Origin of the sequence: Vibrio olivae (genome assembly GCF_042428525.1) — a bacterium.
Lineage (GTDB): Bacteria > Pseudomonadota > Gammaproteobacteria > Enterobacterales > Vibrionaceae > Vibrio > Vibrio olivae.
In genome coordinates, this window is record NZ_JBHMEP010000001.1 from 1,511,772 (window position 1) to 1,538,738 (window position 26,967).

Annotated in this window: 32 protein-coding genes; 21 read left to right on the forward strand and 11 right to left on the reverse strand. The window is 47.9% G+C overall.

Annotated features, from left to right (window positions below):
- Window positions 1-63: 63 nt before the first annotated feature.
- The 21 genes from ACFFUV_RS06880 to ACFFUV_RS06980 all read left to right on the forward strand — a co-directional run bounded on the left by ACFFUV_RS06880 (window position 64) and on the right by ACFFUV_RS06980 (window position 17,085).
- On the forward strand, window positions 64-888 hold the full coding sequence (locus tag ACFFUV_RS06880; protein WP_390190712.1) for a FliM/FliN family flagellar motor switch protein: 825 nt from the start codon (window positions 64-66) through the stop codon (window positions 886-888).
- 56 nt (window positions 889-944) lie between these two features.
- The gene (gene fliN / locus ACFFUV_RS06885; protein ID WP_390191873.1) at window positions 945-1,361 is read left to right on the forward strand and encodes a flagellar motor switch protein FliN; all 417 of its coding nucleotides are present in this window, start codon (window positions 945-947) and stop codon (window positions 1,359-1,361) included.
- 11 nt (window positions 1,362-1,372) lie between these two features.
- A complete protein-coding gene (fliP, locus tag ACFFUV_RS06890; RefSeq protein WP_390190713.1) occupies window positions 1,373-2,131 on the forward strand; it encodes a flagellar type III secretion system pore protein FliP in 759 nt (252 codons plus the stop codon).
- Between the two features lie 14 nt (window positions 2,132-2,145).
- Window positions 2,146-2,415: a flagellar biosynthesis protein FliQ gene (gene fliQ, locus ACFFUV_RS06895; RefSeq protein WP_390190714.1), complete on the forward strand. Its 270-nt coding sequence runs from the start codon at window positions 2,146-2,148 to the stop codon at window positions 2,413-2,415.
- The gene (fliR, locus tag ACFFUV_RS06900) at window positions 2,415-3,191 is read left to right on the forward strand and encodes a flagellar biosynthetic protein FliR (RefSeq protein ID WP_390190715.1); all 777 of its coding nucleotides are present in this window, start codon (window positions 2,415-2,417) and stop codon (window positions 3,189-3,191) included. Before fliQ ends, fliR begins: the two co-directional genes overlap by 1 nt.
- Window positions 3,188-4,318 (forward strand): flagellar biosynthesis protein FlhB, encoded by a 1,131-nt coding sequence (gene flhB / locus ACFFUV_RS06905; RefSeq protein WP_390190717.1) that lies wholly within the window; start codon window positions 3,188-3,190, stop codon window positions 4,316-4,318. Before fliR ends, flhB begins: the two co-directional genes overlap by 4 nt.
- Window positions 4,319-4,354: 36 nt before the next feature.
- Window positions 4,355-6,448 carry a flagellar biosynthesis protein FlhA gene (locus ACFFUV_RS06910; protein ID WP_390190718.1) on the forward strand — a complete coding sequence of 698 codons (2,094 nt, stop codon included), beginning with the start codon at window positions 4,355-4,357 and terminating at the stop codon, window positions 6,446-6,448.
- On the forward strand, window positions 6,441-7,253 hold the full coding sequence (locus ACFFUV_RS06915; RefSeq protein WP_390190720.1) for a diguanylate phosphodiesterase: 813 nt from the start codon (window positions 6,441-6,443) through the stop codon (window positions 7,251-7,253). Before ACFFUV_RS06910 ends, ACFFUV_RS06915 begins: the two co-directional genes overlap by 8 nt.
- Before the next feature lie 178 nt (window positions 7,254-7,431).
- Window positions 7,432-8,259 carry a lateral flagellin LafA gene (lafA, locus tag ACFFUV_RS06920; RefSeq protein ID WP_390190721.1) on the forward strand — a complete coding sequence of 276 codons (828 nt, stop codon included), beginning with the start codon at window positions 7,432-7,434 and terminating at the stop codon, window positions 8,257-8,259.
- Window positions 8,260-8,732: 473 nt separating this feature from the next.
- Window positions 8,733-10,073, forward strand: a complete 1,341-nt coding sequence (fliD, locus tag ACFFUV_RS06925) for a flagellar filament capping protein FliD (protein WP_390190722.1) — start codon at window positions 8,733-8,735, stop codon at window positions 10,071-10,073.
- Window positions 10,074-10,094: 21 nt separating this feature from the next.
- Window positions 10,095-10,481 carry a flagellar export chaperone FliS gene (gene fliS / locus ACFFUV_RS06930; protein WP_390190724.1) on the forward strand — a complete coding sequence of 129 codons (387 nt, stop codon included), beginning with the start codon at window positions 10,095-10,097 and terminating at the stop codon, window positions 10,479-10,481.
- Complete coding sequence (locus tag ACFFUV_RS06935) at window positions 10,474-10,782, forward strand: LafD (RefSeq protein ID WP_390191874.1); 309 nt, start codon at window positions 10,474-10,476, stop codon at window positions 10,780-10,782. The genes fliS and ACFFUV_RS06935 overlap by 8 nt, the downstream gene beginning before the upstream one ends.
- 1 nt (window position 10,783) lies before the next feature.
- The gene (locus ACFFUV_RS06940) at window positions 10,784-11,881 is read left to right on the forward strand and encodes a flagellar hook-length control protein FliK (protein WP_390190726.1); all 1,098 of its coding nucleotides are present in this window, start codon (window positions 10,784-10,786) and stop codon (window positions 11,879-11,881) included.
- Window positions 11,882-11,900: 19 nt separating this feature from the next.
- On the forward strand, window positions 11,901-12,392 hold the full coding sequence (locus ACFFUV_RS06945; RefSeq protein ID WP_390190728.1) for a flagellar basal body-associated FliL family protein: 492 nt from the start codon (window positions 11,901-11,903) through the stop codon (window positions 12,390-12,392).
- Between the two features lie 18 nt (window positions 12,393-12,410).
- Window positions 12,411-13,139 carry a FliA/WhiG family RNA polymerase sigma factor gene (locus tag ACFFUV_RS06950; protein WP_390190730.1) on the forward strand — a complete coding sequence of 243 codons (729 nt, stop codon included), beginning with the start codon at window positions 12,411-12,413 and terminating at the stop codon, window positions 13,137-13,139.
- Window positions 13,140-13,150: 11 nt separating this feature from the next.
- Window positions 13,151-14,008 (forward strand): flagellar motor stator protein MotA, encoded by an 858-nt coding sequence (motA, locus tag ACFFUV_RS06955; RefSeq protein ID WP_390190732.1) that lies wholly within the window; start codon window positions 13,151-13,153, stop codon window positions 14,006-14,008.
- A complete protein-coding gene (locus ACFFUV_RS06960) occupies window positions 14,008-14,970 on the forward strand; it encodes a flagellar motor protein MotB (RefSeq protein WP_390190733.1) in 963 nt (320 codons plus the stop codon). Before motA ends, ACFFUV_RS06960 begins: the two co-directional genes overlap by 1 nt.
- Window positions 14,971-15,061: 91 nt before the next feature.
- Window positions 15,062-15,355: a hypothetical protein gene (locus ACFFUV_RS06965; RefSeq protein ID WP_390190734.1), complete on the forward strand. Its 294-nt coding sequence runs from the start codon at window positions 15,062-15,064 to the stop codon at window positions 15,353-15,355.
- 150 nt (window positions 15,356-15,505) lie between these two features.
- Window positions 15,506-16,042, forward strand: coding sequence for a prolipoprotein diacylglyceryl transferase (locus ACFFUV_RS06970; RefSeq protein WP_390190735.1), 537 nt, complete (start codon window positions 15,506-15,508; stop codon window positions 16,040-16,042).
- A gap of 50 nt (window positions 16,043-16,092) precedes the next feature.
- Complete coding sequence (locus ACFFUV_RS06975) at window positions 16,093-16,371, forward strand: copper resistance protein NlpE (RefSeq protein ID WP_390190736.1); 279 nt, start codon at window positions 16,093-16,095, stop codon at window positions 16,369-16,371.
- Between the two features lie 216 nt (window positions 16,372-16,587).
- A complete protein-coding gene (locus ACFFUV_RS06980) occupies window positions 16,588-17,085 on the forward strand; it encodes a copper resistance protein NlpE (protein WP_390190737.1) in 498 nt (165 codons plus the stop codon).
- 120 nt (window positions 17,086-17,205) lie between these two features.
- On the opposite strand, the gene ACFFUV_RS06985 is transcribed toward ACFFUV_RS06980, so the two are convergent.
- From ACFFUV_RS06985 to flgC, 11 genes are read right to left on the reverse strand one after another with little or no spacing between them, the layout of a single operon-like run.
- The gene (locus ACFFUV_RS06985) at window positions 17,206-18,246 is read right to left on the reverse strand and encodes a flagellin (protein ID WP_390190738.1); all 1,041 of its coding nucleotides are present in this window, start codon (window positions 18,244-18,246) and stop codon (window positions 17,206-17,208) included.
- Window positions 18,247-18,302: 56 nt separating this feature from the next.
- Window positions 18,303-19,202, reverse strand: coding sequence for a flagellar hook-associated protein FlgL (gene flgL / locus ACFFUV_RS06990; protein ID WP_390190739.1), 900 nt, complete (start codon window positions 19,200-19,202; stop codon window positions 18,303-18,305).
- Window positions 19,203-19,211: 9 nt separating this feature from the next.
- Window positions 19,212-20,585 carry a flagellar hook-associated protein FlgK gene (flgK, locus tag ACFFUV_RS06995; protein ID WP_390190740.1) on the reverse strand — a complete coding sequence of 458 codons (1,374 nt, stop codon included), beginning with the start codon at window positions 20,583-20,585 and terminating at the stop codon, window positions 19,212-19,214.
- A gap of 5 nt (window positions 20,586-20,590) precedes the next feature.
- Window positions 20,591-21,127 carry a rod-binding protein gene (locus ACFFUV_RS07000; protein WP_390190741.1) on the reverse strand — a complete coding sequence of 179 codons (537 nt, stop codon included), beginning with the start codon at window positions 21,125-21,127 and terminating at the stop codon, window positions 20,591-20,593.
- Window positions 21,128-21,137: 10 nt separating this feature from the next.
- Window positions 21,138-22,259: a flagellar basal body P-ring protein FlgI gene (locus ACFFUV_RS07005; protein WP_390190742.1), complete on the reverse strand. Its 1,122-nt coding sequence runs from the start codon at window positions 22,257-22,259 to the stop codon at window positions 21,138-21,140.
- Window positions 22,259-23,050, reverse strand: a complete 792-nt coding sequence (gene flgH, locus ACFFUV_RS07010; RefSeq protein WP_390190743.1) for a flagellar basal body L-ring protein FlgH — start codon at window positions 23,048-23,050, stop codon at window positions 22,259-22,261. Before flgH ends, ACFFUV_RS07005 begins: the two co-directional genes overlap by 1 nt.
- Before the next feature lie 8 nt (window positions 23,051-23,058).
- Window positions 23,059-23,844: a flagellar basal-body rod protein FlgG gene (gene flgG, locus ACFFUV_RS07015; RefSeq protein WP_390190744.1), complete on the reverse strand. Its 786-nt coding sequence runs from the start codon at window positions 23,842-23,844 to the stop codon at window positions 23,059-23,061.
- A 26-nt stretch (window positions 23,845-23,870) separates the two neighbouring features.
- Window positions 23,871-24,602 carry a flagellar basal-body rod protein FlgF gene (gene flgF, locus ACFFUV_RS07020; protein ID WP_390190745.1) on the reverse strand — a complete coding sequence of 244 codons (732 nt, stop codon included), beginning with the start codon at window positions 24,600-24,602 and terminating at the stop codon, window positions 23,871-23,873.
- 11 nt (window positions 24,603-24,613) lie between these two features.
- Window positions 24,614-25,810 carry a flagellar hook protein FlgE gene (flgE, locus tag ACFFUV_RS07025; RefSeq protein ID WP_390190746.1) on the reverse strand — a complete coding sequence of 399 codons (1,197 nt, stop codon included), beginning with the start codon at window positions 25,808-25,810 and terminating at the stop codon, window positions 24,614-24,616.
- 25 nt (window positions 25,811-25,835) lie between these two features.
- On the reverse strand, window positions 25,836-26,528 hold the full coding sequence (flgD, locus tag ACFFUV_RS07030) for a flagellar hook assembly protein FlgD (RefSeq protein WP_390190747.1): 693 nt from the start codon (window positions 26,526-26,528) through the stop codon (window positions 25,836-25,838).
- Between the two features lie 2 nt (window positions 26,529-26,530).
- The gene (flgC, locus tag ACFFUV_RS07035) at window positions 26,531-26,965 is read right to left on the reverse strand and encodes a flagellar basal body rod protein FlgC (RefSeq protein WP_390190748.1); all 435 of its coding nucleotides are present in this window, start codon (window positions 26,963-26,965) and stop codon (window positions 26,531-26,533) included.
- Between the last annotated feature and the right edge of the window lie 2 nt (window positions 26,966-26,967).

Here is a 26,967-nt window from a genome sequence, read left to right on the forward strand (position 1 = left end):
TGTATAGACTAGAGTCCAAATTGTTTAATTAGTTTCGTATTACAAAGAAACGGTAAAATATAAATGCCAATAACTCATCCAACGTCGGATCAATCAGAGCAAGAATTACAAGCACTAAACGTCGAGCTTCTTGGTAAGCCGATTAATGTAATTCGAGAAAAATTAGAAGCTATCATGATGGATATGTGTCATGGGCTGACTCACCAATTACAGAATTGGTTAAAGACAGACCAAGTAAACGTGACACTGCAGCAAATGAATTTACACATGCTTGCACCCAGTGAGTTAGCTCAAAATAAAACCTCGACGCTACGTCATGACGCTGGCGGGCACATCTATGTGTATACGGCACCTGAGTTATTGCTAAAACTGTCCGACCGTTTCTATGGTGCAAGTGTGGATCGCGCCGACGTTCCCCTCACCAGCAGTGATTTTCGATTTCAAGAACGTCTTGGCAAATACATCAGTGGCTGGGTAGCACCAGAAAAAACTTGGAAAACCACCCACTTTGAACCAAGCCATGGCGTTGGCATTAAAACGGTTTTAACGCTGACGCTGGATGAAAAACACTATGAGTTTTATGTCGAGCTCGACAGTCTGTTCGTCCATACCTTGGTCGAAGAGTTGGAGTTGCAACCGAGAAAAGATCTTGGCGCACTGTTTAATAAATCTCTGACGGCAACCCCTGTCAAAGTCAACGTACTACTTAGTAAAAAAACCTTAGCGTTAAGTGATGTGCTAACGCTGCAACCTAACGATATTTTACCGATCGAGCTGCTTGCCAAAGCGCCAGTTAGTATCGGGACTCAACACCTATTCTCTGGCCGCGTCGCGGATCAGGACGGGCAATTAGTTTTGATTTTCAACGACGATAAGGATTCTCAGTGATGAGTGACACACCGGAGCAAGCTGAAAACACCATGGCAAATGAAACGACTCCAGAAATGGCTGCAGAAGCAACACCAGAATCAGCAGCGGAATTTAAATCGGATGTTCCCTTTGAAAGCGATGCCTTAAATTTCGATGATTTTGATCTTGAAGATTTTGAAGAGCAAGACAGCGCCCCGCCAATTGAAGAAAAAGAGATTGAGCCAACAATTCCAGAGCGCGATCTCAGCTTTTTCAAACATATTCCTGTCACGGTGACGCTCGAAGTGGCCAGCAAAGAGATCCCTCTTGGCGATTTGATGAAAGCGGGCGAAGGCAGCGTGATTGAATTGGATAAACTGAACGGCGAGCCATTGGACGTCAAAGTCAACGGTTCTTTGATGGGCCACGCGGAAGTGGTGGTGGTCAATGATAAATACGGGCTGCGTTTAATTGATGTATTAGATTCTGCATTAACGTCGATGGGCGAGTAGCGAGTATTGTTATGACCAAACGCGCGCGCTCGTTAAGCTGGCTATTGCCAGCGCTTCTCCTTTCTGTCCTGTTTTCCGCCGCCTCTTGGGCTGATGACGGAGGCTTAACGCTGTTTACCGTCTCTGACGGAAGTTCCGATCAAGAATACAGCGTGAAGTTGCAAATTTTGCTGTTAATGACCGCGCTGAGTTTCATTCCAGCCTTTGTGTTAATGGCCACCAGTTTCACGCGCATTATTGTGGTTTTGGCGATTTTGCGCCAAGCACTTGGCTTGCAATCGAGCCCACCGAACCGCGTGTTAGTGGGCATCGCTTTAACGCTCTCACTTCTCATAATGCGACCAGTTTGGTCAGATATTTACGAACATGCATTCGTTCCTTATGACAATGGTGAGATTACGTTGATGAACGCGTTTTCCATCGCCGAAAAACCGACGCGTGAATTTATGTTGGCACAAACCCACCAAACCTCACTTGAGCAGATGCTGCGCATCGCTAACGAACCGGTCGACCAAAACGTCGACGATATTTCGTTTGCGGTGATTCTTCCTGCGTTTGTCATCAGCGAACTCAAGACCGCCTTTCAGATTGGATTTATGTTGTTTATTCCCTTTCTGATCATCGACTTGGTGGTCGCCAGCGTGCTCATGGCAATGGGGATGATGATGCTCTCACCACTGATTGTATCACTGCCTTTCAAACTGGTGGTGTTCGTCTTAGTTGATGGCTGGGCAATGACCGTCGGTACTCTAACCGCCAGTTTCGGATAAGCAAGGAGCGCTTTATGACCCCAGAGATGACCGTCACCCTGTTTTCTAACGCCGTGTGGCTGATTATTTCGATTGTGGCGGTATTGGTGGTGCCGGGCCTGATTGTGGGCCTCGGTATCGCAGTATTCCAGGCTGCCACTCAAATCAATGAACAAACACTGAGCTTTCTCCCTCGCCTGCTTGTAACCCTGTTGATGGTCATTTTCGCCGGACACTGGATGCTTGAGAAGATCATGGATCTCTTTGCTTACTTGTTTTACAACATTCCCGGGATGATTGGCTGATGGATGTCACCTTTGCGCAGCTATCAAGTTGGCTTGGCCAATATTGGTGGCCTTTTTTTCGCATTGGTGCCGTATTCTTATCAATGCCTTTTTTTGGTGACTCTTTAATTCCACTCTGGGTTCGCACCCTTCTGGCATTTTCACTTGCCGTGGTTGCAGCGCCGCTGATGCCAGTGATGCCAGCCGTCGACCTATTTTCTCTGAGCTCGCTGTTTTTGGCGTTTGAGCAAATCATTTGGGGCTTGATGTTCGGCCTCATCATTCACATGTTGTTTACCATTTTCACCATGCTCGGCCAGATTGTCTCTTTGCAGATGGGCCTGGGTATGGCAATGATGAATGACCCGGTGAACGGTATGTCTGTGGCGATTTTAGGGCGTATCTTTCTGATTTTTGCCACCTTACTGTTTCTTTCATTGGAAGGTCACCTGCTGGTGATCGACATCATCGTACAAAGCTTTCGCGCTTGGCCTGTGGGGTCTGGGCTTAGTGAACTCTCGTTTAAGGGTATCTTGTCGATCTTTGGCTGGATGTTTAGCTCCTCATTGGCGCTGGCTCTACCAGCGATTGTTTCCATGCTGTTAACCAACATTAGTTTCGGGATCATGAACCGCGCCGCGCCAAGCTTGAACGTTTACGCTCTGGGTTTTCCGATGACCATGCTGCTCGGTTTATTTGCTGTGCTGATTTCGATTTCTGGTGTGCCCGCCCGCTACACCATGCTGGTTCACGACGCATTAAATTACCTCAACACCTTTATATTGGGAGGCGTATGAGCGAACAGAGTTCTTCTCAGGATAAAACCGAGCAGGCCACCCCCCAGAAAATCCGCAAAGCGCGTCAAGAGGGGCAAGTACCTCGCGCCAAAGACTTCACGACAGCGGTGATTTTCCTCGGAGTGGCGGTTTTTTTCTACAGCCAGTTTCAACTGGTGTGGGGCAATATTAAGGGGGTATTTCAATTCAACATGGCGCTCACCAAGCAAGAGCTATCACAACCCAACATGATGATTGAACACCTCGGCAACAGTTTGGGCATTATGATGGAAACGCTCTTGCCGCTATTTATTGTGATTGTGATTGTCACCATCGCCAGTACCTTGGTCATCGGCGGTTGGATTTTTCGTCCGGCGAATGTTCAGCCAAAATTCAATAAGCTCAATCCCATTAGCGGTATCAAGCGAATTTTCTCTACACGTTCACTGGTTGAACTGATCAAATCCTCGCTCAAGATTGCCGTGGTGTGTGGCGTGTTATACGGCTACCTCAACAACCACCTTCAACCGCTATTAGGCATGCAGCGCCTGCCCCTTAGCCAAGGCGTTTATGTGGTATTGAAAATCCTATTTGAAGGGTTATTGCTGATGGGATTGGCATTGCTGCTGTTTGGTTTTATCGATATTCCTTATCAGCGTTGGGAACACCTTAAAGAGCTCAAAATGACCAAACAAGAGGTCAAAGAAGAGCACAAAAATAATGAAGGTCGTCCAGAAATCAAGCAGCGTGTACGCCAGATTCAACAGCAATTTGCGCGGCGTAAAATAGAGAAAATGGTCCCTAAAGCAGACGTGGTGATCACCAACCCGACCCACTATGCAGTGGCGCTTAAATATGACCCTGAACTCTCAGAGGCGCCGTTTGTGGTCGCCAAAGGTGTGGATGAAACCGCGATGCACATTCAGCGTATTGCACGGCAAAGTGGAGTTGAAGTTGTCACGTCACCACCGCTAACTCGTGCCATTTACCACACTACCGCTATTGAACAGGCGATTCCAAGTCAGCTGTATATCGCGGTGGCGCACATTCTAACTTACATCATCCAACTTAAAGATTTTCGTATTGGCAAAGCAAAGCGCCCAATGCCTTTGCCAAGCTTCAAGATTCCGAAAAATTTGCAACATTAATTTTGCACAGCACGACACGAAGGACGGACATACATCATGCTGAATTGGTTTAAACAACTCCAGTCATCGGGTAAAGGCTATCTTGGCATACCATTAGTGCTATTGATGGTATTAGCGATGGTTATTTTGCCATTGCCACCTCTGTTATTGGATGCGTTGTTCACCTTTAACATTGTTTTGGCGATTTTAGTGCTGCTCGTCAGTACCACCGCCAAACGCCCACTCGATTTTTCAATTTTCCCAACCATTCTCTTGGTTGCCACCCTACTACGGTTAACGCTTAACGTTGCCTCAACACGTATTGTATTGCTGGAAGGCCATAACGGCGGTGACTCCGCAGGTAAAGTGATTCAAGCCTTCGGTGAAGTAGTTATCGGCGGAAACTATGTGGTCGGTATGGTGGTGTTTGTCATCTTAATGATCATTAACTTCGTGGTGATCACCAAAGGTGGCGAGCGTATTTCGGAAGTGTCGGCGCGTTTCACTCTTGATGCCTTACCCGGTAAACAGATGGCGATCGATGCGGACTTAAACGCGGGCCTGATTGATCAAGAAACCGCACGACAGCGCCGTAAAGAAGTCGCCAATGAAGCAGACTTTCACGGTTCCATGGACGGTGCTTCTAAGTTTGTACGCGGTGACGCCGTCGCCGGTTTGATGATTCTGTTCATCAACATTCTCGGCGGTATTTCCATTGGCGTATTTTCCCATGGCTTACCCGCATCAGAAGCGTTTAAAACCTACGCTCTATTAACCATCGGTGATGGCTTAGTCGCGCAGATTCCTTCACTGTTGTTGGCAACAGCCGCTGCGATCATCGTGACTCGTATCAATGATACCGATAGCGGTATGTCGGAAACCATGCATAAGCAGCTACTTGCCACGCCGGCAACTCTGTTTACGGTTGCGGTCATCATGCTGGTGATTGGTCTGGTTCCTGGCATGCCACATTTGGCGTTTTTTGCCTTTGCAGCCGCACTCGGGTTTGCAGGTTGGCGGCAAAATAAGAAGGTGGCTCAAGATCCCCAGCTGGATGAAGTGGAAGCGCTTAGCCATGCAATGCAACACGATGACAATACTCCGCTAAGCTGGGATGACCTACCTCATGTCCATAGCCTTGCGTTGTCACTGGGTTATCGATTGGTTCACTTGGTGAACAAAGACCAAGGTGCACCATTGAGCCAACGTATCCGCGGCTTAAGACGAAACTTGTCTGAACAAGTTGGCTTTCTATTACCGGAAGTGCGCATTAACGATAACTTAAATCTCAAGCCGAATCAGTACACCATCGCGCTCAACGGTGAAGTCATCGAACATGGGTTTATCGAGCCTGAACGTTTGATGGCAATCGCCGTCGGCGAAACTTATGGTGAAATTGACGGGATTTTAGGAAGTGACCCTGCGTATCAATTACCTGCGGTATGGATTCAATACCAAGATAAAGCCAAGGCGCTGAATATGGGCTATCAAGTGGTCGATGATGCCACCGTAGTGAGCACTCACATAAGCAAAGTAATGAAAACCAATCTGTCGGAACTGTTTAACCACGATGACGTGGATGCGATGAATCAACGTTTGGCGCAGCAAGCACCGAAACTCTCTGAAGCGCTGGGCGCAGCACTCAATGCTTCGCAGCAACTCAAGGTCTATCGTCAACTTTTGATTGACCAAGTTCCTCTCAAAGATATTCGCACCATTGCCAATACCATGCTAGAGTCCACCGAACGTTCCAAGGACCCAATTTTGATTGCCGCAGACGTACGCTGTGCGCTTCGCAGAACCATCGTTAACCTAATCGCAGGACAACGAGATGAACTAAATGTCTATGCTTTGGCAGACGATTTAGAACAAATGTTAATGGCGTCGCTGCAGCAAGCCCAAAGCAATGGTAACGTGTCTTTGGATAGTTTCCCGATCGAGCCGAACATATTAAGCCAATTGCAGCAAAACCTGCCTTTGATTAAGCAGCAGCTTAAACAGCGTGGTTTTGCACCGATTTTATTGGTCATGCCTCAGCTTCGACCGTTACTGGCCCGCTACTCAAGAACCTTTGCCCAAGGATTGGCGGTGCTGTCCTATAACGAAATACCAGAAAACAAACAGATAAACGTGGTGGGTAACCTTGGATAATTTATCAAATTACCGATCTTTGTATCAAAAGATTCACAAGCTGATGGAGGAGTACATCGTCACTGATGATGATCAGCTTGTGTTTGATGCTTTTGAAAAAAATGATATTCGTCATGCTTGCCAAGCGATCCGTGCAACACAAAGTGGTGAGGTGGAATTTCAACACCTGACCTTACGCTTTGGTAGCCAGAACGAACAGAGTGTGTATCAATTTGATCTCTCTGATGAGATGTCATACTGCCTTGATCTTTACAGCTTATACCTGGCACTGCGTCAAACTCAGTTCCAGCTCGAGACGTTCCATCCAGACTTAATCAGTAACGTGGTGGTGCCTATACGGCTTGATGCCCTGCTCTGGGAGCATGGTCAGGTATTTATCGACCATGTGATGAGGTTTAGCGCTCATGCCTTTAGCCATTTAGTGCCATCGCTACAAATTCCAATGTCGATGGCACGAACGGGCTTTATTGATAAGCTCATAGAGGATTTCAAAGAAAGAGCGTACGCCGTTTGGTTTGAAATCTCTTCGAAAGACAAAGACTACACCCTCATCACTTACTACAAACCTCACGCCTTAAAACTCTCCGGCACCTTAGAAAATAAAGAAGACCGCGCAGCACTCCTACCTCTTATTCGCTTTTTTAAACGCTACCACTTCCCATGGGTCGCAAGCCGCGTGGGTACCCAAGCCGAATTGAACCAATATCGACTTTTAGGCGCAAGTTACTATTTTGGCTACTTCAGTGATATTCCAACCTCAATGTCTTTTAAAGCATTCAGCGATGAAGATAACGAAGTTTGGTAATGTTAATTTTGCCAATAAACGACCAAATGCCCGCTTTTTATGGAATCTAAACCACAAAAAACGGGCATTTTAAAAAAAACTCAAATTTTTATTAATCATTTTCAAACCTCAACCGCCTCTAGTTAGTGAACAAAGGGTTTATCCCAGAGCCTGTATAGTGAAAACCAAGGAGACTTGAATGGCTTTATCAATGCACACTAACTACGCTTCGCTAGTTACTCAAAACACTCTGAACAACACAAACGGCAAACTCGATACAGCAATGGAACGTTTGAGTACCGGTCTACGCATCAACTCTTCAAAGGATGACGCTGCTGGCTTGACTATCTCGAACAAACTTGAAGCTCAAAACCGCAGTATGTCTGTTGCAATGCGCAACTCTCAAGATGCAATCTCAATGCTTCAAACTGCCGATGGTGCACTCGAAGAGCTAACCAACGTTTCTTACCGTATGAAAGACCTTGCTACGCAAGCAGCGAACGGAACAAACGGTGAAGCAGAACTTAAAGCACTAGACTCTGAATACCAAGAGCTAGCGAAAGAAGCGACTCGTATCCTAGAAGAAACGTCTTACGGTGCGGGCATGAAACTGTTGAAAGACGGTAAACTTGACGATGCTATCGACTTCCAAATCGGTACCTCTGCAAACGAAACGTTGACGTTCGACCTTTCTGACCAGCTAGGTGGTGTTGATTTCTCTACCGTTGGTGAGTTGGATTCAAACGAAGCAGCAAATGGCCAAGTTGACGTTATCAACGGTCTGTTCGACACAGTGAACACAGTACGTTCTAAACTCGGTGCAAACATGAACCGTCTAGAACACACTATCAATAACTTGGCGAACATCTCTGAAAACACTGCTGCAGCGAAAGGCCGTATCACGGATGCTGACTTCGCAGTAGAGTCTTCAAACATGACAAAGAACCAAATGTTGATGCAAGCTGGTACTACGGTTTTAACTCAAACCAACCAGATTCCATCAATGGCTATCTCTCTACTTCGCTAAGTGGTATTGAAGATAACAATCTCTATCTTGCATATTTTTGTCTCCTGCTGACAATCAACAGATCATTTGATTTCAAATGGTCTGTTATTTTTACCAGAGACAATTTAAAGCCCGAGTGTTCGCCTTTGACACTCGGTTTTTTTATTTTAAGCAAACATAAATCAACGAAGAAATATCTTTTCTACCACGCTCAGTTCTTTTTTGAATCATCATCACATTGACTCTAACAAGTCCCTTCATCGTATTTCATTCACTTAATTACTCCTATTATTTGTCGCTTTATTTAGTTGATGGTGTCTGTATTTTTCGCGAGGAAAGCGGAATAAAAAACAGAGGAAACAACACTTCCTCCTTGCATTAAAAAACACCATAACTTAATGATTTTTAATGTTTATTTAAATGGCATATAAGTTGCTAATTTGAATATTCAATCGTAATCATGCGAAACACTGATTATTCACAGGAGCGAACGGATGAGTTCAATAGACCCAACTTCAATGGCGCAACAAATGGCTACCTATGATGTAAAGCCATTTCAAGACCGTTATAAAACTCAAGCCGATTCGTATAAAACTCAATTAAATGAATTGGGGGATGTGGAAGGTAAAATTCGCGAATTTAGACAGACCGTTAACAATATGAACGGGATGAATAACAGTATCGTCAAAAATGGTACTACGGTTTCGCAAGAAGGCTTTGTTTCCGCAAGCACTAACCCAGGTGCGGCTACGGGCAATTATCAAGTGTTTGTCGAAAGCATCGCGTCCGGACATCAATTAGCCGTCAATATGCCGAAAGATATTGACCCGCAAACCCAGATTCCCGTTGTCGGTCAATTAAACCTTACTGTTGGCGAAAAGACCATGACACTGGATTTAGCGTCACTGAATAAAGATCAAACCGGCCAAGCGAGCCTCTCTGAACTGATTTCTAAAATCAACAACAGCAGCGATAACCCGGGTATCAACGCAACATTATTGCGCTCTAACGGAGAAACGCATTTTATGCTCTCCAGCACCGACACGGGTGCTGACAGCAAAATTTCGCTTACAACCAGTGGTGTACAACAGCCTTGGTTTAATCAAGCGTTCGCTCAAACTCAAGAACTGTCGACCCCCTCTGACGCGGTGATTTGGCTTGGCGCTAAAAACAGCGGCCTCAAGCTCACCAGTGACACCAACACGTTTACTGATGCAATTCAAGGCGTCGACTTAACCGTTTCTCAGGCGCAAAAGCCTACAGAGCGCCCACTCATGATTAATGTCTCTCCAGATGAAGAAGCAACAACGGAGCAAGTTCAAGGGTTTGTGGATGCCTACAACAGCTTAATGTCGACCATCGACAAAAGCACAGCCGTCGGCGATGGCGAAGAAGTAAAACGCGGGGCGCTGGCCAGTGATCCAACCCTGCAGTCATTTGAAAGCCAACTAAACCGTGTGGTGCGCAATCAATACAACGGTCGACTCCTCACTGAAGTCGGGATCAGCATCAACCGAAGCGGCACCATGCAGCTCGATAGCAACAAATTCTTGGAAGCCCAACGTAATAACAGCGCTCAAGTTGAAGCGATGTTTAACGGTCACGGCGCCCTACTCGATTCTGTGGAATCACTGGTTAAACCTTATTTGCAGTTTTCTGATGGTCTGTTCAAGTCGCGTAAAGACGCCCTGCAACAAAACATCAGTCGCATAGATCAAAAACAGGCCGGCCTCGAGCGTAAATATGACCTTGTCTACGATCGCTACCTTAAACAATTTACCCAAATGGACAAGTTAAGCAAACAGATGGAAAAGACCCAGACCCTGTTCGCTTAATCGACCCCAAGGAGAAGCATTATGTTAATGGATTCAGGCTACGACTCTTATCAGCAAGTCGATCTTGATGCCCAAGCGGCCGCAGCTAACCCACATCAACTTGTCGTTATGCTCATCAACGGCCTGCTCGACGAAATTGAGCGCATTCGTGGACACATGAGTGCAGGACGTTTGGCAGAAAAAGGCGCCGCCATCAATAAATGTATGAACATTTTGATTGGTCTCGACAGCGCGCTAGATGAAGAGAACGGCGGAGAAATTGCCGAAAGTCTCCATCAGCTTTATGAGTTTTGCCAGGTTGAACTGTACCAAGCGAGCGTTCAGAACAGTGATGAACGTTTGACCAACGTGGAACGTGTGATGACCAACATAAGAGAAGGATGGATGAATTTTGGCAGCTATGCATAACAAGGTATCGCCAGAGCGATTCCGCCACCTTTCAAGGCGGATACAGGTAGCAACAAAATTGCAAGATTGGAAAGCATTGCAACGCTACGATATGGAACTTCGTGATCTACTCGAAAGCCACCAAATGTTCCTAGATGATCCACTGTTAGCCCCTGAGATTTCTCGCACTAAGGCCGTACACGAAGCAGCATACCGCTACCTCGCCAGTGCCACCGCAGAACTTAAGGGCGAACTCGAGTTGGTCGGCGCGCAGCAAGAACGTGCTTTAGCTTACCAACTTGCGACGACCATGGGGTATTAAGATGGTTCAAGCCGCATCACTCGCGACGCCGCCTGCTAAGTCGGCGTCCGATTCACAACAGACCGCGAAGGTTCATGACGCACGCAGCAGCAACGTCGATAAGTCGTCTGACAAACACGACAAGTTCGCGCTTAATAAAGAAAATAAAACCGATGGTGACGCGTCAGCGCAAAGCGTTAATGACGGCAGCACTCACGCGCAAAATGACGCGTCAGACACACCGCAACAGTCGCAAAGCGCCGAAGAACTGGTCGCACTCATCGCTCAATTAGCCGCCAATCATGACGCTGCGCAGCAACCGCTAAAAGCATCAGGCGCAAATAGCCTTGCGATGCAAGAACTGAGTGGTGGGAAATTTGACCCACTCGCCAAATTGCAAGCGAGCCAAACCAACCCACTTGCAAGCTACGGCGCCGCAAGCTCATCGTTAAACGAGGGTGCGTTAGCCAATAGCCAGCTGATGGCCCAGCTTCAAGCCAACAGCAAACTCGATGCAAGTCCGGTTGACAGTAACCTGATTAAACTTGCCTCCGCCAGTGTTGAAGGCAATGCACTAAGCAGTAACGCCGCGTCAGCATTGTCTGCTGCGCTTGGGACCGGCTCGCCTGCTGCGCCGTCTCATGGCGCGAGCAATGCGAACCCAGCGGCCATGACCACGGGAACCGAATGGGCCAGCATGCGCATCGATACCCAAGCGGGTAAATGGGGCGAGCAAATGCTGCAGGTTCTTCAAGACCGCGTGACCTTACAAGCCCAACAAAATTTGCAAGAGGCGAAGATTCGTCTCGACCCACCAGAACTTGGCAAATTGGACTTGATGGTGCGGGTTGAAGGTGACCGACTCAGCGTGCAAATCCACAGTAACACGGCGGTCACACGCGAAGCGTTGATGCAAATTTCCGATCGCTTACGAAGCGAATTGCAAGATCAAAACTTTATGCATGTCGACGTCAATGTCAGCTCTGGTGAGGGCGGTAACAGTCAACCTTCACAACAAGAAGAAGACGCCACCATTTTTGCCGCACGGCGTGAGAATGACAACGCGTCCGATCCATTCTCCCCTAATTATTCTGAGCACTGGCTCAACACGCAAGCTTAATGCATAACGAGGAAAAGGCATGACTAAACAGCAACTTATCGCCATGTTTGCCGCGATGATCATTACCAGCCTACTGGTCTCGGCAGGCACCATTTTTGGCGGTGCTTGGTACTTAAAGAATTCTGCATCATCGGATGGCGCCGACGGCGGCTCGTTGATGCCTTCATTCTTTAGCAGCAGTTCTCAGCCAAGTAAGGACCCTGCGTTCCTGCCTCTCGACAAAGTTGTCCTGAGTGTTAAAGGCAAAAAACAAAATCATTTTGTGATGATTGAGCTGGCAATCGAAACTCGCTACCCAGAACGTATCGAGAACTTGGATAACTACACTCCATTGATTCGTAACGCATTACTTCGTCTATTCAACAATAAAACGTACGAATCACTCAACCGTGAAGGCGCGGTTAAAGAACTGGAAAACGAAGTAAAACAGACCGTTTTACTCGCATTTGAAAAAACCGACATCGTTCGAGAGATTGATGACGTTTTGCTGACCAAATACGTGGTTCAGTAATCAAAAGGAATGGCTCATATGTTGGATATTCACTATCAGGAAGGCTATGACGTGGAGACGGAAATACAGTCTCCTTCTGTGCCGATCGATGAAAATAAGCTGCTCATGCAGCACCAAAAATTAGTAAAACGGGTTGTCAACCAACTTCGAGCTCATGCCACAACTCACTGCAGCGTCGCGGACATGCAACAAATCGGCTTAATTGGTTTGCTGGAAGCGGGACGTCGCTATGGCAATGTGGAAGATCCTAACTTCCCTGCCTTCGCGGTGTGCCGTATTCGTGGGTCTATTTTGGATGAGCTGCGCCGCCTTGACTGGCGTTCGCGTAAAACACGTCAGCAGGCTCATGAACTCAACGATATCACTCGTGATCTGACTCGAAAGCTAGGGCGTCAGCCCAATGACAGCGAGATTATCGAAGCTCTAGGGACCGATCAGCAAGACTATTATTCGCGTCTTAAAGCGTCATTAGCCGGCGACATGCAAAGCCTTGATCAGATGATTGAAAATGGCTCTGAGACTCATGTTGATGGTCAATACGATGGCATTAATCACGAATCGATTCGACGCAGTCTCGAAAAGGCACTCAATAAGCTTTCAAAGCGCGATCAACTGCTTATTACGCTGTTCTATCAGCATGAACTGAATCTTCATGAAATCGCGATGGTGCTGGATCTCACGCCGCCGCGAATTTGTCAGTTGCATAAGCAAGCCCTTAAACAACTTAATCAATATCTATCCTCTTAGGAGCTATTTTCATGCAAAAGTTTCTCGGTGTTATCATCGTATTAATGTGTGTATTCGGTGGTTACATGTGGGCAGGTGGTAAGCTCGCCGCCATTTGGCAACCTGCGGAAATCTTAATCATCGGTGGTGCGGCCATCGGTTCGCTGATCATTGGTAACCCACCTCAAGTATTAAAAGAGATGCGCGGTCAACTGCGCGCGATGATGTCTCAGCCGAAAAACGAAAAAGAGTACTACATGGAGCTGATGGGCTTGATGCAAGTGCTGTTAGAAACCGTTCGTAGCGGTGGTTTTAAGTCGCTTGACCGTCATATCGAAGATCCAGACCAAAGCCCTGTGTTCGCACGCTACCCTCTGATTAAAGACGACCCTCGTTTAGTGTCATTCGTGGCCGATAATTTGCGTTTAATGGCAATGGGCCAGATGTCGCCTCATGAACTTGAAGGTTTGCTTGAGCAAGAGATCGAAGCCATTCAATCTGACTTGATGTTGCCATCACAATCCATGCAACGCACGGCAGAAGCGCTTCCTGGTTTTGGTATTTTGGCCGCGGTAGGTGGGATCATCATCACCATGCAAGCCATTGATGGCTCGATTGCCTTGATTGGTTATCACGTTGCAGCGGCATTAGTCGGCACGTTTATCGGTATTTTTGGTTGTTACTGCTGTTTAGATCCCGCAAGTAATGCCATGGCTCAACGGGTGAAACGTAATATGAGTGCGTATGAATGTGTGCGTGCAACGTTGGTTGCCTATGTTGCCAAGAAGCCAACGCTGCTCTCTATCGATGCCGGACGTAAACACATCCAGCTCGACATCAAGCCGACCTTCGATGAAATGGAAAGATGGTTAGCTGATCAGGAGTCCTAATGCAAAAGCAAGAACATGTTGTTTTTAAGCGCTCAAGTAAAAAGCACGAAGAGTCGCACCACGGCGGCGCTTGGAAAGTGGCCTTTGCGGATTTTATGATCGCACTGATGGCCCTTTTCTTAGTGCTGTGGATTATGCAAGTGGTGAATAAAGAAGAGCGTGAAGCAATCATGGCCAACTTATACAGTGCCAGTGTGTTTGACAGTAGCCACGGCAATCCTTTTGATTCTTCGCCTAGCATTACGCCCATTGATCTCGCCTCTCAATCTTCTGTTCAGAGCCGTGATGACTCTTCTCATGTTGTAACCTCATTTTTTAACGGCAATGGTGAAGGCCCTGAAAGTGATTCGTTGATTCCAGGCAGTTTCGATACTCAAGAACAGCTTGTCGCCCTAGCCAAGTTGATTGATGAGGTTATGAAACAGATAAGCGCTCAAGATAATGTCCACGTGACGGTGACCCCACAAGGGCTGCGTATTGTGCTGCAAGATGACTACAAGCAGCACATGTTTAGCCGTGGAGGTACGGAGCTAACGCCGTTCTTTGAAGATTTACTGCTGGCGTTGGCACCCATTTTTAGCCATATCGACAATCCAATGATTGTGAGTGGCCATACAGATTCAACGCCGTTTAATCGCGAGCGTAGCCTCCGTTCAAACTGGGACCTTTCCACCAATCGCGCTAACGTTGCGAGGAAAACCTTAGTTGATGGGGGAATGCCTGAGGACCGCGTATTACAAGTTACAGGTATGTCGGACAAAGCGTTGCTTAATCCTGATGACCCAGATGGGAGTGAAAACCGACGAATTGAACTCTTCGTTCTCACTACCCCTGCCGCCACAATGCTCGAAAACTTGTTTGGAAACCAGCAAGACAGTGAGTTGGTTAAAGCGAAACAGCAAGCTGAGTTTAATCAGCCTGTGATTCGACAGTCACTAACTGAAGAGCCCGCTGTTAATTAATTATCTTATAAGACGTACAACGATAATTTTATGATGTGCCACTCCAAAGTGGGTGGCCTATTTCCTTTGTCCAGACAGTGATGAGCTTGCCATGCCTTTTTCACAGCCTTATTCCGTTAATAGCCAAGATGACATTCTTAAGAAAGCTTTTTTATGGCTTATCGTGATTGATTACTTGATCCTTGGACTGTTTTTGTTTCGTCTATCCAGTTTGTCACTCAATGCGGGCACCATCGTTAGTGGTCTTGTACTGTTTTACAACATTCTGCTGAGCTTTCTGTGCTTTCAACGTACATCACGCCGCGAGTCCTACATCATTTACCCGACACTTTCCGCCACTTTATTGGCGTTCATCTGCTTTTTGTACTTTTTCTTTTTGGTATAGAGTCAATAAAGCCTTTTCCTTTCAATTAATAACACATACCTGACACCAGACGGTGAACAATGACATCTTTTTGACGATGGGTCGTAAAATCCCACCGATAATAAGACCATAAGAACACCGTGATTCGTTTCACATTGAAAGGAACAATTTATGAAGAAGCACATTTTCACGCTATCAGCCCTTGCAGCAGCGCTCGTTTTAAGTGGCTGTGATAACAATCAACAAGCTAACGATGTCAAAGCGGCAGCAGAAAATGCAGCACAGAAAGTCGAGAAAGAGACTGAAGACTTGGCAACCATGGCATCTGATGCAACCGACTCAGTGAAGCAATCAGCTCAAGAGATGGGTCAAGACATCAGTGATGCGACTGATAATGCCGTCGCAAACAGCAAACAAATGGCGAGCGATGCAAGCAACGCTGTTTCTGATGCTTACGATGATACCAAACAAGCCGCCAGTGACGCTGGTGACTCTATCGCGGACGGCGCGTCTGATGCGTATGACGCCACTAAAGATGCCGCGTCGGATGCTGGCGATGCTATCAGCGATACCGCGTCAGATGCAGGTGATGCGATGAATGACACCGCCGATGATGCCGCTAACGCAACCAGCGACATGCTTGATGACGCTTCTGACAGTGCAGCAGAAATGTCCGATGACGTTAAGGCTGCGGCTGAGGGAAAGTAATCACTTCCCCTCGAGAAAGCCTAAATTGGCCAGGGCAATATCATGGTGTCTTGCCCTGCGCTGACTGCCAAGGGATTGAAACGACATTGACGTTACACGCCGATAGTTCGTACACCCTGAAGCAAATATATCAAGGTAAAGACGCAGCGGCGACCGTTACCCAAGGCGATATAAACTGGAAAAGTGACAGTAATATCATTAGCCTCACTAATCTAGAAGACGCGCCCAACCGCTTTGCAATTACCGAGTCCAGTGTGCGACAGCTTGATGCCAACGGCCAAGTGATCGAAGGTTCTCTCGCCAGCACCTACCAGCTTAAAAAGCAATAAAAAGGCGCGAAAAGACACAAAAGTCGGCCTTATCTACAAAAACGTCAGCCAATGCTGGCGTTTTTTGTATCCATATCTCTAACCAATCATAACTAACAAAGCTCTGACAGCGACAGCCATTCCCCTTACTTACTACTGACGGTTCATCCATTAGTTTGGTTAATACTAATTTTGTTTGAAGTGAATCGGAATCAATCACCAAAAGAGGGAATCTCTATGAATCAATCACTGTTTGCTGTCTCTGCCTTAGCCCTGGTACTCGTTGGATGCGACTTAGGACAAGATGAGCATGAACGTACACTCCCACCTTCGCCTCAAGTCGAAGAGGATCAATATAAACTTCCGCCTGAACCTACAACCAATACCATAGAGTCACAAAAAGCCAATCACGCGGCTTTGCTGCCGACTGCAACGCATGGCGTGTATGAAGGCATCTTACCGTGCGTAGACTGCAATGGCGTAGAAACCACATTAACCTTCAACCCAAACGATACCTACGTCATTCAAAAGGTGTATGTCGGCAGTGACAAATCGCCGATTATCTCTAGTGGCACTATCGAATGGAGCAACGATGGCAACGTGATAGAACTGCTTGCAGAAAAGAGTGAACAGAACCGATACTTTGTCGGTAACAATGAACTGACGCTGCTTGACGCGAATGGTAACGCGCCGCAAATTGATGAACTGAAATACCGCTTAGTGCAGCTTCCGTAATCCGTTCGCGCCTCCTTTAAAGTGAGCAGTTACTTACTCGGCGAAGTATGCAACCAAAAGGCAAAAAAACGCCCTTGTGGTCAAGAGCGTTTCGATCATGGTGGTCACCAACAACTAACGTTACTTCAGCAATGCCACCACCGAGTGACGACGTAAGTTCGCCTGAGCATTCAACGCTTTGTACGTTGAAGTAAACTCACCCGAGGAATCAACAAACGTATCAAGCGCTTGGTTAACCTCATCCGTTGACAGCACTTTTCCTTGGTTTTGGATGGAATCCATTTTAACCGTTAAGTCACTGCTGAATTCTCGTGCGTGTTCGAGGCTTTTTTGTACTTGCTGCAGATGCTGATTGACCCGAGCGATGGTGCGCTTAATGCCATCTCGTGAGGCAAGGTTAAAGCCTAGCTCTGAAATACCTTCTGGCTGCGGTTTAACGGTAAACAGGTTGGCCTGCCCCGCAGGAAAGCGATGGCCTTCTCCAGTCACCATGACCTTATTTTGCATCTGCTTATAGGTGCGCTCATCGGTTTCAAAGACGACCGACCCATCATCATGAAGTGAAGCGCGCATGCCCAGCGGGATTAAGATGCGATCGATCTGCTTTACCAAACGCTGGCCATCCGATTGACCATCAAACTGAATCATGACGGAACGGCCCTGAGGAAAATCCAGCCGAATCTCTTCTGGACGCTCACTTAAGCGGTTCACATTTAAGCCAGGGACAATAAAGCGACGCATGTCGGCGCTGTCTAACTTGACTTGAAGTTCATTATCGATCACCCGTTTGCCATCGTAGCGAGCGCCATCAAGTTCGTTAATAATGCGTTTCTTTGATTGTTCTAAACGCTCGCCCAGCTCTGCAACTGGCACGTCTCCTTGGGTTAACGCTTGAGAAAGCGCGCGCTTGATATGCCCTAGCTCTTTACCCACAAACTGCAGCGATTTGTTGGCAATTTGTACCGCCGTCGCATTTTGCTGCCCTTGAGAGAGCATGATGCTAGACACAGAATAAGATGACGGCGGCGCAGCTTTACCTTGCCCTTGAGTTGGTGCGGGACGAATTGCAGAATCGGAAGAACGAGCGGAAGTGATGACCGGCTGTTCCTGGCCAGTCAGTTTTATACTATGCGGTCTGACTTCAACCGTGCTCAATGCCATATGAAAAGTTCCTTTAATGATAAAAACGAACGGCTACGTCACGCGCAGCCCGTTCGTTATAGACGGTCAAACAGAGACAGATCGTCGATTTTCACATAGCTTGCTTGGGTCGCTTGCAGCGCGGCCATGAAGTTATTCAGTCGCACCGAGGCTTCACCATAATCCAAAGCGGAGATATCGCTGGTGATCTTATCGACAAACAATTTATTGTCGGCGTGGGCGCTGTCCATCAAATCGAGGTTGTTGTGGCGGCCACCCATTTCTGTTATTGCTGCCAACACATTATTCATTGTTCCATCAACGCTGTGCAATGCTTGCTCGACTTTGGGTCTAAAATTTGGACTCGGGTTTTGAAATTCAGCAATTAGTCCATCAACCATATTGAAAACATCGCTGGTTCCATTGAGATCTAACACGTCTTGAGCCGTCATGTTTGACTCCATAGTGACACCTTTGGCAACCGTGACCACGCGCTTATCATTGTTCCCCTGCACGACATACTTGCCATTTTGAATCACTAACGGCGGTTCATTACTTTTGGTGCCCGAAAACAGATAGTGCCCTTCTTCATCTTGCGCATTAAACGACGACGCCATCGCATCACGTAAGCTGTAGAGTTCAGTCACGATACCTTGGCGATCATCTTCGTTCATTGTGCCGTTTGAGCCCCACAGCACCAATTCACGCATATGCTTTAAACTTTCGTTTACCGAATCCAAATACACTTCTTGACTCGATAGCGTCGTTTTCACATTCGCTATATTGGTTTTGTATTGGGTAATGGCGCTGCCTTCTCGATCAAGGTTGAGGAGTTTGATGGTCGCCATCGGGTCGTCAGACAATTTTGTCAAACGATCGCCAGTGGCCATCTCTTGCATCACTTTCCCTAAACCGGCGTTGTTGTGGTCTAGGCTTTGCAGCATGGTCTTACTAAATTGAGTGTCGCTAATTCTCATTTATCTTCCTTAAAATAGCTGCAGTACAGTGTCGAAAAGATTGTTGGCAGTGCTGATCACTTTCATGTTGGCGTTGTGCGCGTTAGAAAACGTCATCAAATTTGACGCTTCTTCATCACTATTGACCGCCGCAATGTTATCGCGCGCTGCGACAGCTTGCTCGCTCATCGCCGTTTTCGCTTGATAGTCCGATTCCGCCTGACGCCCTTTTATTGCCGTTTCACCGACAATTGCAGTAAAAGCGTCATTGATTGATACGTTGCCAAAACGCCCAACACTCACCGGGCGATTACTTAAGCGGATCAGGTTCGCCAATACATCACTGTTACCTGGATTTCCATCACCGGATAACGCCAGTTGCTCCGGTGTGATCGTGGTGATATCTAGGCTTGATGCCGGGTGTTCGGGGTCATAACGAAACAGTGCTTGCCCAGGCTGACCATTTAAGTCGATGCCTTTGGCAAGCTCGCCATTGAACATGTCCGCTAACCCAGCCGCCATATCATCAAGCGCAACCATATACGGTTTGAGCACTTCATTTTGATAATCGTTGATCGCGCCTAACGAACCGCCTAAGGCACTGGTCACCGCAAAGGTTTGTTTATCAAAATCGACTTCCATCTGTGCTAGATAGGAGTCATCGTCACGAGGAACTGCGCGAATCGTCCCATATTCTCCGCCAATCACTAATGGTTGGCCTGAAACCAGAGTCACCTGTGTGGTGCCGTCATGCTGATCCGAGGTTTTAATTTCAATCAACTCTGACAGTTGGTTAATCAATTCATCACGCTTATCAAGAAGTTGAGCTGGATTGCCCCCAGTACCACTTGATTCGGCGATCTGCTTGTTGATATCGGCAATATTCACAAGCAGTGTATTCGCGTTCGCGACCGCCGCGTTACGCTGATCATGCATGTCTTTATGCTGGCTATACAAAGCTTGGTTGAGTGTATTAAAGCGGCGAGAAATCGCTTCGGCTTCATTACGAATCTGTTGACGCAGTGGAATCGACTCAGGTTTGGAGGTGGCGTCATGCAGCGCGGCATACAAAGAGTCTAGGCCGGAAGAAATACTAAAACCGTCCGCGCCAAGCGTGTTTTCCATCTGACTCATGTTGGTGGTGTAGTGCGATGCATAGGACGCATTACTGTTGGTTGACCACATCTGTTTGACCAGAAATTGGTCTGTCACTCGGCGTATGTTGGTCACTTCCACCCCCGCACCCGGATCGAGATTATTATCTTTCACACCACCGACTGTTGCCATCATTGCTTGCTGGCGCGTATATCCCGGAGTGTTGACGTTCGAGACGTTTTGCGCGGTCACATCTAACGCGACGCGGTTCGCATTGAGGCCAGATAGTCCAATATTTACCAAATTCATCTCAGTTACAGCTCCATTTTCCTAATCAGTGGCTGAGCAAACGCATTATTATGCAACGCGCCGGTAGCCTTTTTAGATAAGGTGACCACTTCACCGCTGGCGTTAACTCGGTTTGCCGCCAAGTCGTCAGGATGTGACACGGGTTCCACAGATGTTGAATTAAACAGATCTTGTGCCGAAATCACATTGCTCGCTTGCTCAAGGTTGGGATCTTGAACCGCTGGACTCAGTTGTTTGACTAACATTTCAGCAATACCAGAGCCTTGCTTTTTCGACATTTCCATTGCCAATTGGCCATCATACATATCGCGAAATACGCCTTGTTGCTGGCTGGAAAATGGACTGTCTTTATCGGCAATAGCATCGCTGCCCGCACGCATACGACGCAATACCAGCTGTAAAAACATGGCTTCAAACTGGCCGGACACCGTTTTCAAAGCTTCGCGCTGATCTGCTGCGTGCTTAATGTTCTCTAACCCTTTGCTGTCTTGATAGAGAATCGAGGTTAATTGAGCTTGATTGTTTACGCTGTCTAAATTCATCCTCGTCTCCTTAAATAACCACCAACTCGGCATTGAGTGCGCCCGCTTGATGCAACGCTTGCAAGATAGACATTAAATCGGTGGGCGTTGCGCCTAAGCTGTTCACGGCACTGACGATGGTGTCGAGCTCAGTGCCCAACGGCCATACCATCATTTTTGCTTGTTCTTCTTCAATGCCAATTTCAGTACGTGGCACAACCGTGGTTTGTCCGCCGCTCATGGGGTTTGGCTGGCTGACTTGCGGCGTTTCTGTAATCCGTACGGTTAAGTTACCGTGGCTGACAGCGGCTTCGCCAATTTTGACATTTTTACCTATCACAATCGTGCCAGTGCGGGCGTTAAAGACCACACGGGCAGGTTTGCGTCCTTCGACCACTGACATCTCTTCTAGCATCGACATCATGACAACGCGCTGCTGAGTGTCTTCCGGTGCGCGCATTTCAACCCGAGATTGGTTGATGGCGGTCGCCACTTCTGGGCCAAACGTATTGTTGATTATTCGAGAAATGTTCTTCGCGGTAGTGAAACTTGGCTTGCGCAGATTTAAAGTTATGGTCGGCTGTTGGTTAAAATCTGAGGCAATTTCTTTTTCTAATGTCGCCCCGCCAGGCACACGGCCTGCTGTGGTCACGTTAATTGAAACGCTAGAGCCACTTTGCCCTTGCGCCGACACACCGCCAACCACCACATTGCCTTGTGCGACCGCATAAACTTCACCATCAATCCCGCGCAGCGGAGTCAACAGCAGCGTACCACCACGTAGGCTCTTGGCATCACCAATGGAGGAGACAACCACATCAATTTTTTGACCAAGACCCGCCATCGGGTCGACGGTTGCCGTCACACTGACCGAAGCAACGTTACGCAATTTGGGGTCTGAGTTACCATCAAGCTGAACCCCAAACTGGCGCAACATGTTAGTCACTGACTGCGAGGTAAAGCTCACCTGATTTCGGTCACCATTACCGGCCAGGCCAACGACTAAGCCATAGCCCACCAGTTGGTTTTCACGAATACCTTGTACATCGACCAGGTCCATAATAGGAATTTCTACTTCCGCTTTGGCGGTGTGAAGAAAACACGCCGAGAGCAGCAAAAGCAATGTTGAATAAAAAGAGTGTATTGGTTTCATTAGAAAGGCATCCATCGGCTCTTGAAGAATTGAGTCATCCATCCATTGGAGTTACGTTCAGCAATGCCGCCACGACCTGAATAGGTAATGCGAGCATCGCCAACACGCTGTGATGGCACTTGGTTTTGGCGGTCTATATCTTCGGGGCGAACGTATCCAGTTAAGCGAAGGTATTCATCGCCTTGCGTGAGGTGCATCCATTTCTCACCATTGATGCGCAGCAGTCCGTTAGGTAATACCTCATGCACGGTGACCGTAATCACCGCATCAATCGATGCACTTTGAGTACTGCTTTCAGTGCCTCCAGTGCTGACGCTACCGTCTGCTGAGGCCGCCATTTTATCTAAGGTTTTGCCGATAAAATCCGGCTCACCGATATCAAGATTGACCGATTTATCCAGTTGACGGTTGGCATTTTTGCTCGCTTGGCTCTCTTCCACCAATTTCACCGTCAACATATCGCCAACGCGATACGCGCGGCGATCTTGAAATAAAGTCATGTTGTATTTAGGACGATAAAGGCTACCTGACTTAGCCTGTGGCACTTGTAAAGTCAGGTCTGGCGGTGCAAAACGTGGGTCACCAGGATACGGCAAAGCCTCTTCGTCAGTTGACGCAAGCTTAGGCTCTGGGTTGGTTCCATTTAGAAGCGTCGCTTTTGGCTGGGTACGGTGCGTGGCTTCCGGCGGAAAAAACGGCGGACGCCCAATACACCCAGTTAAGGTGACGAGTAATGATGCAACAACCCATCCTCTTGTGAGCCAGTGCAGACTTCTATCCTTTTTGAACATGACTATCCTTACATTGACTGAGCGACAAACTTGAGCATGTCATCTGCCGCTGAAACGACTTTCGCATTCATCTCATAAGCACGCTGAGTGGTGATCATATCCACCATCTCTTCAACGACTTGAACGTTGGAGCCTTCCAGTGTTCCTTGCTTAATGGTGCCTGCGCCGTCCGTTCCCGCAATCAATTCGTCGGCAGGTCCACTCGCCGCCGACTCGCGGAACAAGTTACCCCCAAGCGCTTCCAAGCCCGCTGGGTTGATAAAGCGCGCCAACGTGATTTGACCAATTTGCTGCGGCGCAGGGTCGTCTGCCGTGGTAATACTGACAGTGCCGTCGCTGCCAATGGAAACAGAGTGTGCATCGTCTGGGATTTGAATCTGCGGTTGTAAAGGTAGGCCCTGCGCATTGACCATCAAGCCTTCTGCGTTGACCTGAAACTGGCCATTACGGCTGTACATAATTTGTCCATCGGAGTTTTCGATTTGGAAAAACCCTTGCCCCATTACCGCGAGATCCAAATTTTGACTGGTATTTTGTGTGTTGCCCTGCGTGAAGACTTTCTCTGTGCCAACCACGCGCACACCACTACCCAGCTGAACGCCGGATGGCAATTGATTGACCTGATCGACCTGCGCGCCTGGCTGGCGCTGAATGCTGTAGAACAAGTCTTCAAACATGACTCGGTCACGCTTAAAGCCGACCGTATTCACGTTTGCTAAGTTATTTGAGATTGCCGTCATTTTTGAATCTTGAGCGGCCATCCCCGTTTTACTGACCCAAAGTGCTGAGTGCATGTGTTACTCCTTTAGTAAGCGGTCGCTTATCTCGCGCTCATCATTTTGTTACCGGCTTGCGCCAACGTTTCTGCGGCCTTCATCATCCGGACTTGCATTTCAAAGTTGCGTGTCAACGACATCACATTGAGCAGTTCATCAATGGCTGACACGTTACTGCCTTCAACGTGTTCAGACGCAATCTGCACCGTTTCGTCAGCATCTAGCACGCCACCATTGACTGTGTGCAACAAACTGTCACTCTGCTTTTGCAACTCATTGGGTTCAGGGCGAACCAGTTTCATCGCACCAACTTGCACTTCGGCCCCGCCGCCCGGAGGCGTGATGGAGATAACCCCACGCTCGCTGACTTCCACTTTCTGATATTCCGGAAGCACCATAGGGCCGTTTTCACCAATCAGCGCAAAACCGTTAATGCTCAACGCGCCGTTAACATCAACCGCGATATTCCCTGCGCGGGTATATGCCTCTTCCCCATTGGGTGTTTCTACGGCGAAGAAACCTTCGCCAAGAATCGCCACATCCAGTGGACGCCCCGTTTTCGTAATGTCCCCAGAATCGTAGCGAGTGGCTGCCGAGTTGGTGACAACCATGGTGCGTCCGTCAAATCCAGCCCCTTGCAATGGCACACTGTTTAGCCTTTCCATATCAGCGCGAAAACCGGCGGTATCCGCATTTGATAAGTTGTTTGAGTGCACTTGCTGCGCTTTAAGTACGCGACTGGCTCCAGAGGTTGCTGTGTATAAAAAGCTATCCATAACTCAACTCGTTAAATCGCGTTAAACAAAGCTTGAGTCAGCTTGTCTTCGGTCGAGATTGACTTGGCGTTGGCTTGATAGTTACGCTGCGTGGTCATTAGACTGACCAACTCGCTGGTCAAATCAACGTTTGAGCTTTCAAGTGCACCAGGAGTTAAATCACCCAATGTCCCCGTGCTCGGCGCGCCAACAATCGGTGCCCCCGACGAGTAGCTCTGAGTCCAAGCGGTGCCGCTGACTTTGCCAAGACCTTGAGGGTTGGCAAAGTTTGCTAACACGACCTGACCCTGAAGCTGGGATTCACCATTGGTGTAAGTGGCGTAGAGCATGCCGTTACCTTCGATACGAATACCGGCCAAATCACCTGCGGTATAACCATTTGGGTTGTTGGTACTGACACCAAATTCAGCGCCAAACTGAGTACTACCATCAATGCTGATATCAATATTCATGTCTTCAGCACCCGCAGCAGGAAAGCTGATTGCATACGCGCCTTGTGGTGCGGCTAACGTACCATCTTCATTGAATTCCACTTCTTGAGTCGCGACTGGATCCACCGAGCCATCCACTTGAACATTGACTTCCCACGTATTGGGAGCCGTCTTGGTAAAATACTGGGTCACTGTGTGGGTATTACCGAGCGAGTCATACACTTGCGAGGTATAAGAAGAGTTAAAGGAATTTGGGTCATTGGGGTCAAACGGGTTTGCTAGCTGATTGACTTCATTAGCGCTGGCATCAAAGTTAGCCACAAAACCGATACGGTCTGTCGCCCTCGCCGCCAAAGACCCGGTATTCAAACGCAAATCAGTGACGGCCCCTGTTTGCAAAGTATTGTCACCATCGACGTTGTAACCTTGCATACGCGCGCCAGTATCATTAACAATGAAATTATCTTTATCTTTGTTAAGCGCGCCAGAACGTGAATACAACACTTCACCAGAGCTGCTTTTGGTAACAAAGAAGCCTTTGCCGTTAATCGCAACATCCAACGAACGCCCGGTTCCGGTAATGGACCCTGTCTTGTCAAAGTTTTGTGTAATACCAGACACTTCCACACCACCGGGTTGAAAGCCGTTATACACCGCGGAGAATTCGGTACGCGCACCGCGATAACCTGTGGTTGCCGAGTTCGCAATGTTGTGACTGATGGTATTTAATTCAGTGTTGGTTGCGTCCAATCCACTGAGAGCAATGTTAAAACTCATAATTAACCTCTGATTTCCTTAACGATTAAGCACCGAATTGGGCGATGTTGTAGAAAGGAACGCTTCCTACACCTTGAATATTGACCAAAGTTGATCCTGCGTTGGTGCCGCTGCTTGGCACTTGAACTTGATCAACCTTGCCAGCCAGCATAATGGCCGGTTGTGGCTGATTTTCTGCCACTTCAACACTGACCTGATACTGACCTGGGCTTAGACCCAGTTTTTGAGGGTCAATACTGAACGCGACGTCGCCGGCCTTATTTGGGCCGAGCGCGACTTTGCTGGTTTGACCGAATTGGTCCGTGACCAGCAAATTAAGTTGACTGGCATCTTGTTCCAGCTCGACTTTGCCCTTTTGAGGGTCAGAGCCAAGCTCGAATTCATTACTGTTGACATAAACGGTTTGCCCCACCAAGCCAGCAGTAGAAAGCACTTGCATGTTATCGAGGCGAACATTGCTGTTTTGCATCATCGACGCCATGTTTTCCATGCTTTCAACTTGAGAGAACTGAGCAAGTTGGCTGACGTATTGAGTACCGTCCATCGGGTTCAGTGGGTCTTGATTTTGAATCTGAGCGACCATCAAGCTGATGAATTCGTTCTTCATCGACTCTTTGCTGTTCTTATCGTCGGCACCGTTCGCTTTTACTTGCTGTTGCGCGGCTTGGGTGTTGGCTGCGGTCGCATCCGTCATTGACGGACTAAGTTGGTCAATCATGGTTAACTTCCTTGGCCTAATCGAAGCAGGCCTTGCTGCATGCTTTTCACGTTTGATAGCACTTCTGCGTTAGTTTCAAAACTGCGCGTGGCAGACATCATGTCCGCCATTTCTGCCACCACGTCAATGTCTGGGTAGTAAACGTAGCCATCGTTATCTGCTAGCGGATTTCCAGGTTCAAAGCGCTTTTCCGCAGGGCCCTTAGATTGCACCACGTCAAGCACTCGAACTTCCGCACCCGGGTACAAGTTGTCGCCAGCGGCAAGTTTGGTTTTGTTATACACCGTCGCGAATACAGGCTTGAGTGCGCGATAGGCATCGTCCGGATTGGCGGCAACAGAGTCGGCGTTCGCCAAGTTACTGGCCACGGTATTTAAGCGGACAGTTTGCGCGGTCATCGCGGATCCGGCGGTCGAATATATGTCAGTAAAAGGCATGA